The sequence below is a fragment of the Azohydromonas sp. genome, assembly GCF_035325925.1.
Classification (GTDB): Bacteria; Pseudomonadota; Gammaproteobacteria; order Burkholderiales; family Burkholderiaceae_C; genus Calidifontimicrobium.
In genome coordinates this window covers 86,438-102,449 of sequence record NZ_DAOKZA010000003.1, presented here as the reverse complement: position 1 = coordinate 102,449, position 16,012 = coordinate 86,438, and the positions used below count along the sequence as shown (strand labels likewise).

12 protein-coding genes and 1 tRNA gene are annotated in these 16,012 nt (G+C 73.5%); 3 read left to right on the top strand and 10 right to left on the bottom strand.

Annotated elements, in window-relative coordinates:
- Positions 1-98: 98 nt before the first annotated feature.
- Positions 99-2,159, bottom strand: a complete 2,061-nt coding sequence (metG, locus tag PKC53_RS02135) for a methionine--tRNA ligase (protein WP_324425822.1) — start codon at positions 2,157-2,159, stop codon at positions 99-101.
- A 157-nt stretch (positions 2,160-2,316) separates the two neighbouring features.
- Here metG and apbC point away from each other — a divergent pair, with 157 nt between their 5' ends.
- Positions 2,317-3,411: an iron-sulfur cluster carrier protein ApbC gene (gene apbC, locus PKC53_RS02130; protein ID WP_324425820.1), complete on the top strand. Its 1,095-nt coding sequence runs from the start codon at positions 2,317-2,319 to the stop codon at positions 3,409-3,411.
- Between the two features lie 13 nt (positions 3,412-3,424).
- Here apbC and PKC53_RS02125 read toward each other — a convergent pair whose 3' ends face one another.
- From PKC53_RS02125 to PKC53_RS02100, 6 genes are all read right to left on the bottom strand, one after another.
- Positions 3,425-5,443 (bottom strand): cache domain-containing protein, encoded by a 2,019-nt coding sequence (locus PKC53_RS02125; RefSeq protein WP_324425818.1) that lies wholly within the window; start codon positions 5,441-5,443, stop codon positions 3,425-3,427.
- A 187-nt stretch (positions 5,444-5,630) separates the two neighbouring features.
- The gene (locus tag PKC53_RS02120; RefSeq protein WP_324425816.1) at positions 5,631-6,986 is read right to left on the bottom strand and encodes a sigma-54 dependent transcriptional regulator; all 1,356 of its coding nucleotides are present in this window, start codon (positions 6,984-6,986) and stop codon (positions 5,631-5,633) included.
- A 34-nt stretch (positions 6,987-7,020) separates the two neighbouring features.
- Positions 7,021-7,632: a molybdenum cofactor guanylyltransferase MobA gene (gene mobA, locus PKC53_RS02115; protein WP_324425814.1), complete on the bottom strand. Its 612-nt coding sequence runs from the start codon at positions 7,630-7,632 to the stop codon at positions 7,021-7,023.
- On the bottom strand, positions 7,629-8,267 hold the full coding sequence (locus PKC53_RS02110) for a molecular chaperone TorD family protein (RefSeq protein ID WP_324425812.1): 639 nt from the start codon (positions 8,265-8,267) through the stop codon (positions 7,629-7,631). The genes mobA and PKC53_RS02110 overlap by 4 nt, the downstream gene beginning before the upstream one ends.
- A gap of 45 nt (positions 8,268-8,312) precedes the next feature.
- Complete coding sequence (locus PKC53_RS02105; RefSeq protein WP_324425810.1) at positions 8,313-10,547, bottom strand: 4Fe-4S dicluster domain-containing protein; 2,235 nt, start codon at positions 10,545-10,547, stop codon at positions 8,313-8,315.
- The gene (locus PKC53_RS02100; protein ID WP_324425808.1) at positions 10,444-11,079 is read right to left on the bottom strand and encodes a DUF3306 domain-containing protein; all 636 of its coding nucleotides are present in this window, start codon (positions 11,077-11,079) and stop codon (positions 10,444-10,446) included. Before PKC53_RS02100 ends, PKC53_RS02105 begins: the two co-directional genes overlap by 104 nt.
- Positions 11,080-11,360: 281 nt before the next feature.
- Between PKC53_RS02100 and PKC53_RS02095 the strand changes: the two genes are divergently transcribed.
- On the top strand, positions 11,361-12,155 hold the full coding sequence (locus tag PKC53_RS02095) for a DUF3305 domain-containing protein (RefSeq protein WP_324425806.1): 795 nt from the start codon (positions 11,361-11,363) through the stop codon (positions 12,153-12,155).
- Here PKC53_RS02095 and selA read toward each other — a convergent pair.
- The 3 genes from selA to selB all read right to left on the bottom strand — a co-directional run bounded on the left by selA (position 12,126) and on the right by selB (position 15,575).
- Positions 12,126-13,532 carry an L-seryl-tRNA(Sec) selenium transferase gene (gene selA / locus PKC53_RS02090; RefSeq protein ID WP_324425804.1) on the bottom strand — a complete coding sequence of 469 codons (1,407 nt, stop codon included), beginning with the start codon at positions 13,530-13,532 and terminating at the stop codon, positions 12,126-12,128. The genes PKC53_RS02095 and selA overlap by 30 nt on opposite strands.
- 15 nt (positions 13,533-13,547) lie before the next feature.
- A tRNA-OTHER gene (locus PKC53_RS02085) sits at positions 13,548-13,644 on the bottom strand.
- Between the two features lie 8 nt (positions 13,645-13,652).
- Entirely contained in the window at positions 13,653-15,575 is a 1,923-nt protein-coding gene (selB, locus tag PKC53_RS02080) for a selenocysteine-specific translation elongation factor (RefSeq protein ID WP_324425802.1), read from the bottom strand.
- A gap of 197 nt (positions 15,576-15,772) precedes the next feature.
- Here selB and PKC53_RS02075 point away from each other — a divergent pair, with 197 nt between their 5' ends.
- Positions 15,773-15,979 carry a formate dehydrogenase gene (locus PKC53_RS02075; RefSeq protein WP_324425800.1) on the top strand — a complete coding sequence of 69 codons (207 nt, stop codon included), beginning with the start codon at positions 15,773-15,775 and terminating at the stop codon, positions 15,977-15,979.
- Positions 15,980-16,012: the final 33 nt, after the last annotated feature.

Genomic DNA, 16,012 nt, shown 5'->3' with positions numbered 1-16,012 from the left:
GGCGTCGGGTCCGCCCGGAGGTCCGCAGTGGTGGCGCAGCGCGATGAAGCGCCGTCGCCGCGACAGCACGTGCGCCGGCCGTCGCGCGCCGCCGGCCATCAGCGCACCCGCATGCCGGGTCGGGCGCCGGCGTGCGGCTCGAGCACCCACAGCCCCGGCTGCGCCGTCTCGTCGGCGTGGCTGGCCGCCAGCACCATGCCTTCGCTGGTGCCGAACTTCATCTTGCGCGGCGCCAGGTTGGCCACCAGCACCGTGAGCCTGCCGACCAGGTCCTCGGGCTTGTAGGCGCTGCGGATGCCGCTGAACACGGTGCGCAGCCTGGGGCGCCCCTGCGCGTCGGACTCGCCGGCGTCGAGCGTCAGGCGCAGCAGCCGGTCGCTGCCGTCGACCAGCGCGGCGTCGACGATCTTCGCGATGCGCAGGTCGACCTTCGCGAAGTCGTCGATCCTGATCTCGGGCGCGACGGCCTCGCCGCCGGGCGGCACGGCCGCCGGCGCCGGGGGTTCGAACAGCGCGTCGAGCAGCTTCGGGTCGACGCGCTGCATCAGGTGCTGGTACTCGCCGATGCGGTGCGCGCCGAGCGCGCGCTGCGCGTCGGCGAAGGCCAGCGGCGGCACCTTCAGGAACGCCTCGACGCGCGCGGCGAGCGCCGGCAGCACCGGCTTGAGGTAGATCGTGAGCACGCGGAAGGCCTCGATGCACACGGTGCACACGTCGTGCAGCACCGCGTCGGCGCCCGGGCGCTTGGCCAGCTCCCACGGCTTGTGCAGGTCGACGTACTCGTTGACGCGGTCGGCCAGCGCCATCACCTCGCGCAGCGCCTTGCCGTACTCGCGCTGCTCGTACAACGTCTCGACCGTCTCGCGGTGCGCGCGCAGCGCGTCGAGCAGCACCCGGCCCTCGACGCCGGTGTCGGCCGACAGGTGGCCGCCGAAGCGCTTGGCGAGGAAGCCGGCGGCGCGACTGGCGATGTTGACGTACTTGCCCACCAGGTCGGCGTTGACGCGCGCGACGAAGTCGTCGGGGTTGAAGTCGACGTCCTCGACGCGGCCGTTGAGCTTGGCCGCGATGTAGTAGCGCAGCCACTCGGCGTCCAAGCCGAGCTCGAGGTAGCGCAGCGGGCTGATGCCGGTGCCGCGGCTCTTGCTCATCTTCTCGCCGCTGACGGTGATGAAGCCGTGCACGAACACGTGGTTCGGCGTCTTGCGGCCGCTGAAGTGCAGCATCGCCGGCCAGAACAGCGTGTGGAAGTAGGTGATGTCCTTGCCGATGAAGTGCACCTGCTCGACCGCCGGGTCGGCGACGTAGGCGTCGAAGTCCCAGCCGTTCCTGTCGAACCAGTTCTTCAGCGACGCGAGGTAGCCCACCGGGGCGTCGAGCCAGACGTAGAAGTACTTGCCCGGCGCGTCGGGGATCTCGATGCCGAAGTACGGCGCGTCGCGGCTGATGTCCCAGTCGGCGAGCGTCGCGCGGCCCTCGTCGTCGGGCGCGAACCACTCGCGGATCTTGTTCAGCACCTCGGGCTGCAGCCGCCCGGGCGTGGCCGTCCACTCCTGCAGGAACTCGACGCAGCGCGGCGAGCTGAGCTGGAAGAAGTGGTGTTCGCTCTTCTTCAGCAGCGGCGTCGCCCCCGACAGCGCCGAGTAGGGGTTGTGCAGCTCGGTGGGGCCGTAGACCGCGCCGCAGACTTCGCAGGCGTCGCCGTACTGGTCGGGCGCGCCGCACTTCGGGCAGCCGCCCTTGATGTAGCGGTCGGGCAGGAACATACCCTTGACCGGGTCGTAGAACTGCTCGATCTCGCGCACCGCGATCAGCCCCTCGCGGCGCAGCGCGCGGTAGATGTCCTGCGCCAGCGCATGGTTCTCGGGGCCGTCGGTCGAGTGCCAGTTGTCGAAGCCGATGTGGAAGCCGTCGAGGTAGGCCCTGCGGCCTGCGGCGATCTCGGCGACGAATGCCTGCGGCGTCTTGCCCGCCTTCTCGGCGGCGATCATGATCGGCGCGCCGTGCGCGTCGTCGGCGCAGACGAAGTGCACCTCGTGCCCGCGCATGCGCTGCAGGCGCACCCAGATGTCGGCCTGGATGTACTCCATGATGTGGCCGATGTGGAACGCGCCGTTCGCGTAGGGCAGCGCGGTGGTGACGAACAGTTTGCGGGGCATGGGCGCTCGCGTCGACGGAGCCGGCCATTCTAAGGAGCGCGCCGCGGCGGCCCCGGGTATTTCCCGAGACCTGCGGTGCACCGCGTGCCGACCCTGCCGGCGAAGTGATCCGCGGCGCGGGCTAGACTCCGGCCGATCACTTACCCCTGCCCGCATCATGCCCGCACCCACCGAACAGGCCCTGCTCGACGCACTGAAGGGCGTCGTCGACCCCAACACCGGCCGCGACTTCGTCTCGACGAAGCAGCTGAAGAACCTGCGCGTCGACGGCGGCGACGTCGCCTTCGACGTCGAGCTCGGCTACCCGGCCAGGAGCCAGATCGCCGGGCTGCGCCGCGCGCTGATCGCCGCCGCGCGCGAGGTGCCCGGCGTGGCCAACGTCAGCGCCAACCTGACGGTGAAGATCACCGCGCACGCGGTGCAGCGCGGCGTGCAGCTGCTGCCGAAGGTGAAGAACGTGGTCGCGGTCGCGTCGGGCAAGGGCGGCGTCGGCAAGAGCACGACGGCGGTCAACCTGGCGCTGGCGCTGGCTGCCGAGGGGGCCAGCGTCGGCATCCTCGACGCCGACATCTACGGCCCGAGCCAGCCGATGATGATGGGCATCGCCGGTCGCCCCGAGTCGATCGACGGCCAGACGATGGAGCCGCTCGAGAACCACGGCGTGCAGGTGATGTCGATCGGCTTCCTCGTCGATGCCGACAACCCGATGATCTGGCGCGGCCCGATGGCCACGCAGGCGCTCGAGCAGCTGCTGCGCCAGACGAACTGGCGCGAGCTCGACTACCTGATCGTCGACATGCCGCCGGGCACCGGCGACATCCAGCTCACGCTGTCGCAGCGCGTGCCGCTGACCGGCGCGGTGATCGTCACGACGCCGCAGGACATCGCGCTGCTGGATGCGCGCAAGGGGCTGAAGATGTTCGAGAAGGTCGGCGTGCCGATCCTGGGCATCGTCGAGAACATGGCGGTGTACTGCTGCCCGAACTGCGGCCACGTCGAGCACATCTTCGGCGCCGAGGGCGGCAAGAAGATGGCCGCCGAGTACGGCGTCGACTACCTCGGCGCGCTGCCGCTGAACCTGTCGATCCGCGAACAGGCCGACAGCGGCCGCCCGACGGTGGTCAGCGAGCCCGACGGCGAGATCGCCGGCATCTACAAGACCGTCGCGCGCCAGGTCGCGGTGAAGGTGGCGCTGAAGGCCAAGGACTTCAGCGCGAAGTTCCCGACGATCACGGTGTCCAAGTCGACCTGACGGCGGCGCGCGCTCAGGCGGCGTCGCCGGCCGCCTCGCAGCGCAGCACGATCGTGAACACCGCGCCGCTGCGCCCGTCGGCGCGGTCGGCGGCGCGCAGGTCGCCGCCGTAGCGCTCGACGATGTTGCGGCTGATCCACAGACCCAGCCCCGTGCCGTCCTTCTTGCGCGTGACGAAGGGCTGGAACAGCTCGGCCAGCAGCTCGGGCCCCAGCCCGGCGCCGGTGTCGGTGACGTCGATCTCGACCGTCGGCCCTTCGGGGGTGTCGCGGTCGCGCGTGGCTAGGCTCAGCTCGCCGCCGTCGGGCATCGCGTGGATCGCGTTGACCAGCAGGTTCACCAGCACCTGCTGCAGTTCCTGCCGGTTGGCCGCCGGCTGGCGCGTCGCGTGCAGTGCGCGCCGCACCTCGATGCGCGTGCGGGCGAGCAGGTGGCCGGCGAGCAGCAGGCAGTCGTCGACCAGCCGGTTCACGTCGACCGGCACGACGTAGCCGGCGAACTCGTTCGGCCGCGCGAACTGCAGCAGCTGGGTGACGATCAGCCGCATGCGCTCGATCTGCTCGTCGACCAGCTTCAGTTCGCGGCCGACGCGCGGCGCGTCGTCGCCGAGCAGCTCGCGCGCCAGGTCGAGGTTGCCCTGGATCACCGCGATCGGGTTGTTCACCTCGTGCGCGATGCCGGCGGTGAGCTGGCCGATCGCTGCGAGTTTCTCGCTGCGCACCAGCTGGCCCTGGGCGGCCTCGAGGTCGCGCGTGCGTTCGGCGACCTTGGCGTCGAGCTCGGCGTTCCAGCGTCGCAGCTCGCGCGTGTTCTGGTCGATCGTGTCGAGCAGGTGGTCGAGGTGGCCGGCCAGCGCACCCAGCTCGTCGCGCGATGGCAGCGCGCCCACGCGCGCGCGCAGGTCGCCGCGCTCGACCTCGCGCATCGTCGCCGCCATGCGCTCGACCGGCGCGAAGATGCTGCGTGCCCAGCGCAGCGACACCAGCGCCGCGCCGGCCATCACCGTGAAGAACAGCGCGCCGATGGTGGCCAGCACGCCGATCTTCAGCCAGCGGAACGGCGCCTCGGTGAAGCCGACGTAGAGCATGCCCACGCGCCGCCCGTTGCCGTCGACCAGCGGCTGGTAGGCCGAGACGTACCAGTCGTCGACGACGAAGGCGCGGTCGAGCCAGGTGCGGCCGTCGCCGAGCACGGCGTCGCGCACCTGCTGCGAGACGCGTGTGCCGATCGCGCGCTGGTCCTGCAGGCTGCCGAACAGGCGCACGTTGGTGCTGATGCGCACGTCGTCGAGGAACAGCGTGGCCGTGCCCCGGCTGCCGAACGGCAGCGAGCCGGTCGGGTAGACGATCTCGTTGACGTGGTCGATGAACGCCAGGTTGCGGTTGAGCAGCAGGCCGGCCTGCACGTGTCCGAGCAGCGTGCCGTCGAGCGCGCGCACCGCGCGCGTGGCCAGCAGCACCATCGCGCGGTCCTCGTGGGTGCGCGCCGTCGGCGCGGCGTTGCGCGTGGGCACCAGCGCGACGGGGACGCGGTCGCGCAGGTCCGGGCCGAGCAGCGCCATCTGCGCCGCATCGAGCACCTCGACGCCGGTCGTGCCCCGGCCGGCGGCAGCCGCCGCGAACGCCGGCGAACCGTCGTCGGCGGCGCCGCCGTTGCCCTCGTCGGTGAAGCGCAGCGTGCCGTCGGCCGCGCGCAGGCCGATGAAGTCGAGCCGCTCGCGCGACTTGAACTGGCGCAGCAGCGCCGGCAGCGCGGCGCCTTGCTGCGCCGCCGGCGCGGCCAGCGCGGCGTGCAGCGCGTGCGAGTCGGCGATCGCCGCGGTGGCGGCGCCGACCTCGCCGAGCACACGCTCGAAGTAACCGTTGGCCACCGCGAGGTCGCTGCGCACCTTGGTCACCAGCATGCGGTCGAGCGCGCCGTCGCCCCACACCATCAGCCCGAGCCCGAGCAGCGGCAGCACCACCCACAGCGGCAGCAGCACCAGCGCCAGCAGCTTGTGGCGGATCGACAGACGCTGGAAGGCGCCGATCACGACGGGCTCGCGCGGTCGCGCGCGCGGTCGCGTCGAGGCCGGTTTGCGGTCGGGCGCCGGCACAGGCCCGCTGCAGTTGCAGTCGGATGCGCGGCCGGTTCGGGCGATCGCCGCGGGTCCGGCCTCGCCGGTGCGCAGGCGGTGTCCCCAGGCGGGAGTGGCCGAAGGCGCGTCGCTGAGGGCGGGCTCACTGCCCGCCCCATTCGGCGACCCGGCGCTCCAGCGTGCGGCGCGACACGCCCAGCAGCTGTGCGGCGCGCGTCTTGTCGCCGGACACCGACTCGAGCACCGCCAGGATGTGGCGCTTCTCCAGCGTCTGCAGGTCGACCGGGTCTTCCAGCGCGGGCGCGGCCGGCCTCGGCGCCGGCTGCGTGCGCGCCAGGCCCTGGTACAGCGCCGAGACGTTGAGCGCCCCGAGGATCAGCGATCGTTCGAGCAGGTTGCGCAGTTCGCGCACGTTGCCCGGCCAGTCGTACTCCTGGAGGTAGCGCATCTCGTCGGCGCTGACCTCGAACGGCTCGACGCCCATCGACGGCGCGAGGGTCGCGAGGAAGTGCGCGACCAGGTCGGGGATGTCCTCCTTGTGCGCGCGCAGCGGCGGCAGCGTGATCTCGACCACCTGCAGCCGGTAGTACAGGTCCTTGCGGAAGCGCCCGGCGTCGACCTCGTCGCGCAGCGGACGGTTCGACGCGGCGACGATGCGCACGTCGACCGGCACCTCGCGCTCGGTGCCCACCGGCCGGACGCGGCGCGTCTCGAGCGCGCGCAGCAGCGTGGCCTGCAGCGGCAGCGGCAGTTCGCCGACCTCGTCGAGAAACAGCGTGCCGCCCTGCGCGTAGACGAACAGCCCGTCGCGCCGATCGCCGGTGCCGAACAGCTCGGTCTCCAGCAGGCCCGGCGAGACCGTGGCGCAGCGCACCGGGACGAAGGGCCCGTCGGCATGTGCGCTCAGCCGGTGCAGCTCGAGCGCCGCGAGTTCCTTGCCGGTGCCCGACTCGCCGGTCAGCAGCACGGTGGAATCGACCGCGGCGACACGCTGTAGCGCCGCTTGCAGTCCCTTGACGACGATCGAGCGGCCGACCAGCCCGTCGGCGGCCGGCGTGCGCTGCGACAGCGTGCGGCGCAGCACCCAGTTCTCGCGCTTGAGCCGGGCGCGCTCCAGCCCCTGGCGCACGGCGCCGAGCACCTGCGTGACGCGGAACGGCTTGAGCAGGAAGTCGCCGGCGCCGGCGCGCAGCGCCTCGATCGCGGTGTCGAGGTCGGCGAACGCGGTGATCAGCACCACCTCGCACAGGTTGCCTTGCGCGCGCAGGTCCTTCAGCAGCGCGATGCCGCTCTTGCCGGGCAGCGAGATGTCGAGGATCACGAGGTCGAAGCGGTGCCGGCGCAGCAGCTCCTCGGCGGCCTCGGCCGACTCGGCGCCCAGCACCTGGCCGACGCGTGGCGCGAGCGTCTTCTCGAGGAAGTGGCGCATGCCCGGCTCGTCGTCGACGACCAGCACGGCGGCGTGCGGCCAGCGGTCGCGGGGCGCGGTGGGGTCCACGGCAGCGTGGCCGGTCTCGGGGCCGCGGCGCGGCTCAGCCGCGTCGCGGCGCCTGCAGGCGCTGGAGCTCCTCCAGCGTGTTGGCGTTGAAGAAGGCCTGGGCGTCGTCGAACACCTCGGTGGCGCAGCGGTGCTGCGCGGTCCAGCGGTCGATCTTGCGCTGACCCCCCTGCAGGAAGGCGAACAGGCTCTCCATCAGCGTCGAGCGCAGCAGGCAGAACACCGGCTGCGTGCGCACGACGCCGTCCTCGCGTGTCGCGGCCATCGCGATGTCGGCGTCGTGCTCGGCCGCCGCGCGCGCCAGCCGCTCGGCGAGGTCGTCGGGGAAGTCGGGCGTGTCGCAGGGCACGCTCAGCAGCCACGGCGTGTGGCAGTGCTCGAGCCCGGCGAGCATGCCCGCCAGCGGGCCGGGGTAGTCGGGCAGCGCGTCGGGCCACACCGGCGCGCCCATCGCCTCGTAGGCCGCGAGGTTGCGGTTGGCGTTGATCATCACCGTGCCCACCTGCGGCTGCAGCCGCAGCAGCGTGTGCAGCGCCAGCGGCATGCCCCGGTGGTTCTGCAGGCCCTTGTCGACGCCGCCCATGCGGGTCGCGCGGCCGCCGGCGAGGATCAGGCCGGTGATCTCGTCGCGCGCGATCGGCTTCATGCTTCGAGCAGGTCGAAACCCTGGGTCTCGACCTCGACGAAGGCGCGCGTGAAGGCGGCGACCGCGGCCCAGGTGCGCGCACGCGGGTGGCCCTGCACGGCGTCGCACAGGCGCCCGACCCAGGTCTGCACGTGGGCGCGGAAGAAGCGCCGCTGCTGCTCGAGGTTGCAGGTGCCGGCGTCGTCGCCGGCGATCAGGTAGCGCATGACCTCGAACACGTAGGCGACGTGGTCCTCGGTCTCCATGCGCGCCTCGTCGCGCGTGAGGCCCAGCGCCGCGAGGTCGGTGCGCAGCTGCGCCAGCGGGCGGTCGTTGAGCGAGCCGCTGAGGTGGAACGACGCGTAGGCCAGGATCTCGGGCTTGCCCACGCCCTGGAACAGCGCGTCGAACTCGTCCGCCGCTTCGGCGGCGGTGGTCGCGCGCATCGCCGCGACGAGGTCCTGCCAGGGGCCCTCGAGGTGGCCGCCGGGCTCGCTGGCCTGCGTGACGGCGACGCGGAACTGCGCCAGCAGCTCGTCGTCCGGCGGCGCGAGCCACAGCCGCGCGAGCAGGCCGTAGAGCTCGGCGCGCGCCGTCTCCTCGGCGTCGCCGGGCGCGGCGATGCCGATGGGCGCGGAGGTCAGGGTGTCGCTCATGGTCGGGTGTCGGTGGGCGCGCAGGGCGGGTTCGTTGGCACAGGCTCAGAGGTCGGTGATGCGCACTTCGCCCGCGTCGGTGTGGATGTCGATCACGCGGCAGTTGCCGCACATCCTCAGGCGCTCGGCGGCGCGGCCCTGGAACGCCGGATGGGCGCCGAGCTTGCCGATCATCGCCTCGATCGCCTGCAGCGTGCCGAAGGGCTTGCCGCAGCGGATGCACTTGTAGGGCTCGGTCTCGGCGAGCACGCGCGCGGACCTGCGCGCCTTGCCGGCGTCGGCCAGCCACAGCCGCGGGCGCAGCGTGATCGCCTGCTCGGGGCAGGTGCCGGCGCACAGGCCGCACTGCACGCAGTTCTTCTCGACGAAGCGCAGCTGCGGCCTGTCGGGGTTGTCGGCCAGCGCGCCCTCGGGGCAGGCGCCGACGCAGCTCAGGCACAGCGTGCACTTGTCGGTGTCGACCACCAGCGTGCCGAACGGCGCGCCGGCGGCCGGCAGCGCGATCTCGTCGGGCGCGGCGGGTGCCTGCGCGAGCAGGTGCTCCAGCGCCAGGTCGAGCGTGTCGCGCTTGGCGGCCTGCACCGCGAAGCTCGCGGGCGTCCTCACCCCCTGCGCCGGGGGCGACTGCAGCGCGGCGTCGAGGGCGGCGAGATCGCGCGCGTCGCGCGCCTCGATCAGTGCGAGGTGCGTGCCGGTGAAGCCGAGTCCGGTCAGGATCGCCTGCGCCACCGCCATCTGCTCGGCCAGCGCCTGGCGGTACTCGGGCGCCTCCTCGGCGGTGAGCAGCACCCAGACCTGGCTGGCGCCGTGCGCGATCGCCGCCAGCCACAGGTCGATCCCGACGCTGGCGGTGTGCCACAGCGCGACCGGCAGCACGCGCGCCGGCACGCCGTGCGTCGTGCCGTCGGTGCGCGCGGCACGGCCCAGATCGTTGACCAGCTTCGCGCCCGCGCCTTCGCTGTGCAGCAGCAGCGCCGCGTCGCGGCCGCCGGCGTGCGCGTAGGCGGCGAGCATCGTGCGCAGGCGCCGGCCCTGGTCGACCGTGCCGGGGTAGGCGAAGGCCATCGCGCCGCTCGGGCACACCGTGCTGCAGGCGCCGCAGCCCACGCACAAGAACGGCTCGACGACGACCCCGCCGCCCGCGTCGACCGCCACCGAGGTCCCGCCCGGCCCGGGCACCGGCCGCCGCAGCGGCTGGCCGCTGGTCTTGCCCTTGCGCGACGCGTCGCTGCGGATCGCGCGCGCCGAGCACACGTCGATGCAGGCGCTGCAGCCGATGCGCTCGTTGCGGCTGTGCGCGCACAGCCGCTGCTCGTAGCGGAAGAAGCGCGGCTTGTCGAACTCGCCGGTGAGCTCGCGCAGCGCGAGCACCGCGTCGACCAGCGCGCGTTCGTCGCCGCCCGCGTGGCGGTAACCCTGCGGCAGCTGGTGCATCGCGAAGGCGGGCTGCTCGCGCAGGTCGAGCACGAGGTCGAAGCGCTCGTCGACGACCTCGGGTGTGCGCGCGAAGTCGATCGCGCCGGCGGCCTCGCACACACGCACGCAGTCGCGGTGGCTTCTGCACAACGAGAGGTCGATGCGGTAGTCGAACCCGATCGCGCCTTCGGGGCAGGCGGCGATGCAGGCGTTGCAGCGCGTGCACACGTCGAGGTCGATCGGCTGGTCCTCGACCCACCGGGCGTCGAAGGCACCGAGCCAGCCGGTGAGCTGCTGCAGCCGGCCGTGCTGCACCGGCAGCTCGTGTTCCTGCGCCAGCGCGCCGCCCGGGCGGTCGATCAGCAGCGTGACCTCGAGCCGGTCGCGCAGCATGCCCGCCGCCCGCGAGGCGGCGTCGGCGCCGCCGATCACCAGGCAGCGGCCCGCCGAGCGGTACGTGACGGTGGGCACCGCCTCGGGGGCGGGCTGCTGCGCCGCGGCGATCAACGCGGCGAGCTTGGGCACGGCGTCGCGGGCGTCGCGCGACCAGCCGCCGGTTTCGCGGACGTTGACGAAGCGGATCGGCCGCTCGCGCACGCTCGCCGCACCCTCGGTCTGCTCGTTGAGCTCGAGGAACAGCCGCTGCTCCTGCGTGCAGGCGACCAGCAGCTCCTCGCCGGTGGCGCTGGTGGCTTTCGCCGCGCGCTGGAACGCGCCGGCTTCGCGCCGGCACAGCACGCTGTGGACGGTGTCCAGCCCGTCAGCGCTGGCCTGCGGGGTCTTCGCCAGGGCCTGCGCGATGCGGCTCGCCGCCTTCGTGTCCAGCGGCATCGTCCGGTTGCAGTCGCAGATCAGGGTCTTCATCGGTGGGGGCGGGTTGCGCGTCGGGCACCGCGGTGGCGCTCAGGGGGCTCGGGGCGGGCTCGGCCTGGGCCTCGTCGTCGAACAGGCCGAGGAAACGGGACTGCGTCAGCCGGCGCAGCATGCCGGGCGGGATCGGGTCGGGCTTGCCGTAGTCGTCGATGTAGACGTCCAGCCCGTCCATCACGTTGAAATGCGGATCGCTGAACAGCTTCTTCATCGCGGCGTTGCGCACGCCGGGTTCGACGTCGCCGGCGACGAAGCGCGAGAAGTCGGACTCGCGCGTGAGCCGGGCGACGTCGTCCAGCGTCGGCGGCGGCGGTGCGGGGGCGGGTCGCGCGGCGGACTCGGTCGCCGCAGCGACTGGCGGTGCGGTGCCGGCAAGGTCGGCGGCGTCCGGCTGGGGCGCCGGCACCTGCGGTGCGCCCGCCGCCGGCGCGGCCGGCACGGCCGGCGTCGTCGCGACGCCACGCCGCGCCTCGGCCTTGCGCCGCGCCCAGCGCGCGAGGAAGCTCGGCTCGTCGGCCGCGCTCATCGCCGGTGTGCCCGGCGCACGGCCGGACCTGCGGGGCGAGGCGCGGGGGCAGCGGGGGCGGGCGTCTCGATGGCCATGGCGTGCCGGTGGGGTCGGCGCGAAGGGGCGGCGTGCAGGCGGGGTTGGCGCGGAAGCCGGCGGATTCTAGGCGGGGGGTCGGTGGCGCGCGACCGCGGCGTGCCGTGGCCGCCGTGCCGTCAGGGTCGTCGACCGCCGCGTCGGCGCGGGGCCTGGGCTAGACTGATCTGCCGCTACCGCCTGCTGCGCCCCGCCGCCCAACGATGACGTCGCGACAATCGCTCCAGGTCGCCGTGGTGATGGAACGCATCGCCGCGCCGAACCACTGGGAGGACTGGCAGTTCCGCGTCGTCGACGTGGTGCCCGACGAAGGCGTGTTCGGCGCCGCGCCGCGGCGACTCGTCGACGACGGCAAGGTCTCGCGCTGGCTCTATCCCGGCTTCACGGTCGAACTGTTCCCCGACGAGTGCAAGGGCTATTACCTGAACCTCACGTCGGGCCGGCCCTCGTGGTTCGTGTCGTGGGTGGTCGACGCCGACCCGTCGCTGCCGACGCTCACCGGCGTCAGCGTCTCGTACGTCGAGGCCGACCGGCGCATGGCGTCGGAGGAGCGCGTCGAGACGGTGGCGCTCGAGCCCGAACTGTGCGAGTGGTTGCGCCTGTTCACCAACGCCCACTACCGGCCCGAGGTGCGGCGCAAGGTGCGCGCGATGTCGTTTCTCAGCCCCGAGGAACGCGAGCGCCAGATGGCGCGCATCGAGCCCGGGCCCGCAACGCCGCCGCCCGAGACCGAGGCGCAGGCGCGCGAGCGCGAACGCAACGCGGCGCTGCGCGCGATGTTCCACTCCGACCCGCACTTCCGCCAGTCCGACGGGCTCGACGTCGGCGTCGACGAGGTGTTCGAGATCGAAGGCTCGCCGTCGGGCCGGCAGCGCAAGATCGAGCGCGCGCGCGCGCTCGGCCTGCTCGACGACGAACTGCTCGACCAGGAACTGCCGGCAGCTGGCCCGCCGGCGGCCGCCGGGACGTCAGAGCCCGGCGGCGGCCAGCAGCGGTAACTGCGCGACGAAGGCTTGCTCGGCGGCCGCGCCGTCGAGGCAGCGCAGGTCGAGCCGCACCTGCCCGTCCTCGATGCGGCCGATCACCGGGATCGGCAGCGCGCGCAGCGCCTCGGCGAGACGTTCGGGCAGCCGCCCGGCGCGCCTGGCACCGGCCGGCGCGCCGATCGCGATGCACGCGCTGGGCAGGCGGTCCACCGGCAGCGAGCCGCTGCCGATCTGGCTGCGGCACGGCAGCACCTGCACCCGCACGCGTTCGCCCAGCGCGCGCGCGATCACGCTCGCCAGCCGCGCCGCCTGCGCCGTCAGCTCGGCCTGGCTGCGCGTGAGCAGGCGCAGCGTGGGCAGGCGCTCGGCGAGTCGGTCGGGGTCGCGGTAGAGCTTCAGCGTCGCCTCGAGCGCGGCGATCGTCATCTTGTCCAGGCGCAGCGAGCGCTTCAGCGGGTGCTTCTTGACCTTATGCACCAGTGCCTTGTCGCCGACGATCAGGCCGGCCTGCGGGCCGCCGAGCAGCTTGTCGCCGCTGAAGGTGACGAGGTCGACGCCGGCGGCCAGCGACTGCTGCGGCGTCGGCTCGGCCGGCAGGCCCCAGCGCGTCAGGTCGACCAGCGTGCCGCTGCCGAGGTCCTCGACGAAGGGCAGGCCGCGCGAGCGGCACAGCGCGGCCAGCTCCGCCGCCGGCACGCTGGCCGTGAAGCCCTGGATCGCGTAGTTGCTGGCGTGCACCTTCATCACCAGCGCGGTGCGCGGGCCGATCGCGGCTTCGTAGTCGCGCAGGTGGGTGCGGTTGGTCGTGCCCACCTCGACCAGCCTCGCGCCGGCGCGCCGCATGATGTCGGGGATGCGGAAGGCGCCGCCGATCTCGACCAGCTCGCCGCGCGAGACCGGCACCTCCTTGCGGTCGGCCAGCGCGGCCAGCACCAGCAGCACCGCGGCGGCGTTGTTGTTGACGGCGGTGGCGGCCTCGGCGCCGGTGAGTTCGCGCAGCAAGCCCTCAACGTGGTCGTCGCGGTCGCCGCGCGCGCCGGCGGCGAGGTCGTATTCGAGGTTGGCCGCGCCGCGCATCACGGCGACGACGGCGTCGATCGCCTCGGGCGCCATCACCGCGCGGCCCAGGTTGGTGTGCAGCACGGTGCCGGTGAGGTTGAACACCGGGCGCAGCGCCGGCCGGGCGGCGGCGTCGAGGCGCGCGCGGCACACGGCCTCGAAGGCCGCGACGTCGAAGGCCTGTGCGGTGCCACGCGCGCGCCAGGCGTCGAGCGCAGCGCGCGCCGCGGCGCGCACCGGCGCGCGGCCGTGCTGTGCGATCAGGTCGGGCAGCGTGCCGCCGTCGAGCAGCTTGTCCAGCGAGGGCGGTCGGTGCAGGGCGTCGGTCACGCGCGGGCGAAGCGGTGGCGGAAGAGCGTGGGAGTCGAACCCACCTGGGACTGCAGGGCAACCCCACCCGGTTTTGCAGACCGGACGCCCCACCGGGGGACGATCCTCTTCCAAGGGTGATCAGCCGTCGAAGACCTGGCGCGGGTCGCGGCGGAAGTGCCGCCCGACCTCGTCGCGCCGGGTCAGGCCGATCTGGTCGAAGTACTCTACCAGCGGCACCGACAGGTGCCGGCTGATGCCGGTGCGCTCGCGCAACTCCTTGACGTTCAGTCGCTTGTGCGGGTCGGCCTGCGCCAGCTCCCAGGCCCGCGTCGCCAGCTGCGCCAGGTGTGTGGTCTGGATGAAGTACTCGGCGCCCACCGGGTGGATGTTGCCCATGCGCTGCAGGCGCTCCATCACGCGCAGCACCTGGTCGCGCCGCAGGCTGCGGTCGCGCAGCAGCATCTCGCTCAGCCGCGGCGGGTGGACGCCGCCCTCGTCGAGCCAGGGCTTCAGGCGCTCCCACAGCTGCCTCTCGGCGCCCTGCAGCGACGCGTCGTGCCCGGCCAGCGACAGGTGCGGGCCGCTGCGCTTGAGCGCGCCGGCGCGCAGCAGCTGCTTGAGCAGCAGCGCGAACACGGCGCCGGCGGGTTTGTCGCGCACCGCGCGCTGCAGCTGTTCCTGCGTCAGGCCGGGGCTGTCGGGCTTGCGTCGGTGGTGCGCCTCGAGGTGCGTGGTGACGGCGGCGCCGTAACGTTCGATCTGCCCTGGCGAGAACAGCAGCTCGCGCGCCCCGTCGGCGATCACTCGGTGCGGCACGGCGGCCAGCACGGCGCGCGCCTCGGCCTCGTCCAGGTTCCACAGCGTCGCGAAGCGGCGCGCGTCGATGCCGGTGGGCGGATCGAGCGCCAGCGACGCGGCCAGCGCCTCGGCCGGGGTGTCGCGCTCGAGCGCGGCGAGCGCCGCCAGGCGCTGGTCGCGGCGGCGGCGCGTCTGCGGCGGGAACGCGTCGATCACCGAGCCGCCGCCCAGCGTGCGCAGCGCCGACTGGTCGCGCACGATGAAGCGGTCGCCGCGCAGCGCGCCGATCGCACGCTCCAGCTGCAGCTGCGCGCGCGCGTGGCGTCCCGGGGTGATCGCCTCGCCTTCGAGCAGCACGACGCGCGCGCCGACGTCCTCGGCGCCCAGGTGCAGGTGCACCGGCGTCCAGTGCGCGAGCGGCCGCGCCTCGCCGGCGAGCACCTGCAGTCGCACGTCGAGGCGCTGCGTCGGCGCGTGCAGCGCGTCGGCCAGCACCCAGTCGCCGCGCCGCACGTCGGCGCGCTCGACGCCGGACAGCGCCAGCGCCAGCCGCTGTCCGGCCCGGCCCTCGGCGGCCTGCCGGTTCTGCGCGTGGATGCCGCGCACGCGCACCGGCAGGCCGCGCGGCGACAGCGTCAGCTTGTCGCCCGGCGCCACGCGCCCCGACACCGCGGTGCCGGTGACCACGGTGCCGATGCCCGCCAGCGTGAACGCGCGGTCCACCGCCATGCGGAACTGACCCGCGCGCCGTGCGGCCGGCCGCACGGCGCGGGCCCGTTCGAGGTGCGCCTGCAGTTCGGCCATGCCCTGGCCGGTGACCGAGGACACCGCCACGATCGGCGCGTCGGCCAGGCCGCTGCCGGCCAGCAGCGCGCGCACCTCGGCCTCGGCAGCCGCCAGCCGTGACGGGGTGACCAGGTCGCACTTGGTCAGTGCCACCACGCCGTGGCGCAGGCCCAGCAGGTCGACGATGGCCAGGTGCTCGCGCGTCTGCGGCATCGGGCCGTCGTCGGCGGCGACGACCAGCAGCACGTGGTCGATGCCGGTCGCGCCGGCGAGCATGTTGCGCACCAGCTTCTCGTGGCCCGGCACGTCGACGAAGCCGAGCACGTCGCCGTCGGGCAGCGCCCGGTACGCGAAGCCCAGGTCGACGGTGATGCCGCGCTCCTTCTCCTCCTTGAGCCGGTCGGCGTCGACGCCGGTCAGCGCCTTGACCAGCGAGGTCTTGCCATGGTCGATGTGTCCTGCGGTTCCGATGATCACGGTGTGGCGGGGGCGGGATGCGGTGGCGGCGATTGTCGGCGCACGGCCGCGTGCTGTCCGCGGCGACGGGCCGCGCCGTACGCGACAACTTGTCGCGTGGCGATAGGGTCGACCCGATTGAATCCGGGCTGACCCTGAGGGTAAATCCGGGCGGTTATGTCGGCCCTTGCATAGGGCGCTCCATGGAGGCTGCATCGATGAGCAAACCGACCACTCCCGTTCTGAACCGCCGCACCGTGTTCGCCGGCGCCGGCGCCGTCGGTGCGCTGGCGGCCGCCGCCACCGTGCTGCCGGGGGGCGCGGCCCCGGTGCCGGCGAAGTCGGCCGGGTCCGCGCCCGAGCAGGGCGGCGGCTACCGGCTCACCGAGCACGTGAAGCAGTACTACGCGACGGCGCGCACCTGAGCGCGCGCCGCGGTCCGTCAACGATTTCCGTTC

Coding starts and splice junctions, on each gene's coding strand:
- metG (WP_324425822.1), bottom strand. CDS start 2,159: ATGCCCCGCAAACTGTTCGTCACCACCGCGCTGCCCTACGCGAACGGC.
- apbC (WP_324425820.1), top strand. CDS start 2,317: ATGCCCGCACCCACCGAACAGGCCCTGCTCGACGCACTGAAGGGCGTC.
- mobA (WP_324425814.1), bottom strand. CDS start 7,632: ATGAAGCCGATCGCGCGCGACGAGATCACCGGCCTGATCCTCGCCGGC.
- PKC53_RS02110 (WP_324425812.1), bottom strand. CDS start 8,267: ATGAGCGACACCCTGACCTCCGCGCCCATCGGCATCGCCGCGCCCGGC.
- PKC53_RS02105 (WP_324425810.1), bottom strand. CDS start 10,547: ATGAAGACCCTGATCTGCGACTGCAACCGGACGATGCCGCTGGACACG.
- PKC53_RS02100 (WP_324425808.1), bottom strand. CDS start 11,079: ATGAGCGCGGCCGACGAGCCGAGCTTCCTCGCGCGCTGGGCGCGGCGC.
- PKC53_RS02095 (WP_324425806.1), top strand. CDS start 11,361: ATGACGTCGCGACAATCGCTCCAGGTCGCCGTGGTGATGGAACGCATC.
- PKC53_RS02075 (WP_324425800.1), top strand. CDS start 15,773: ATGAGCAAACCGACCACTCCCGTTCTGAACCGCCGCACCGTGTTCGCC.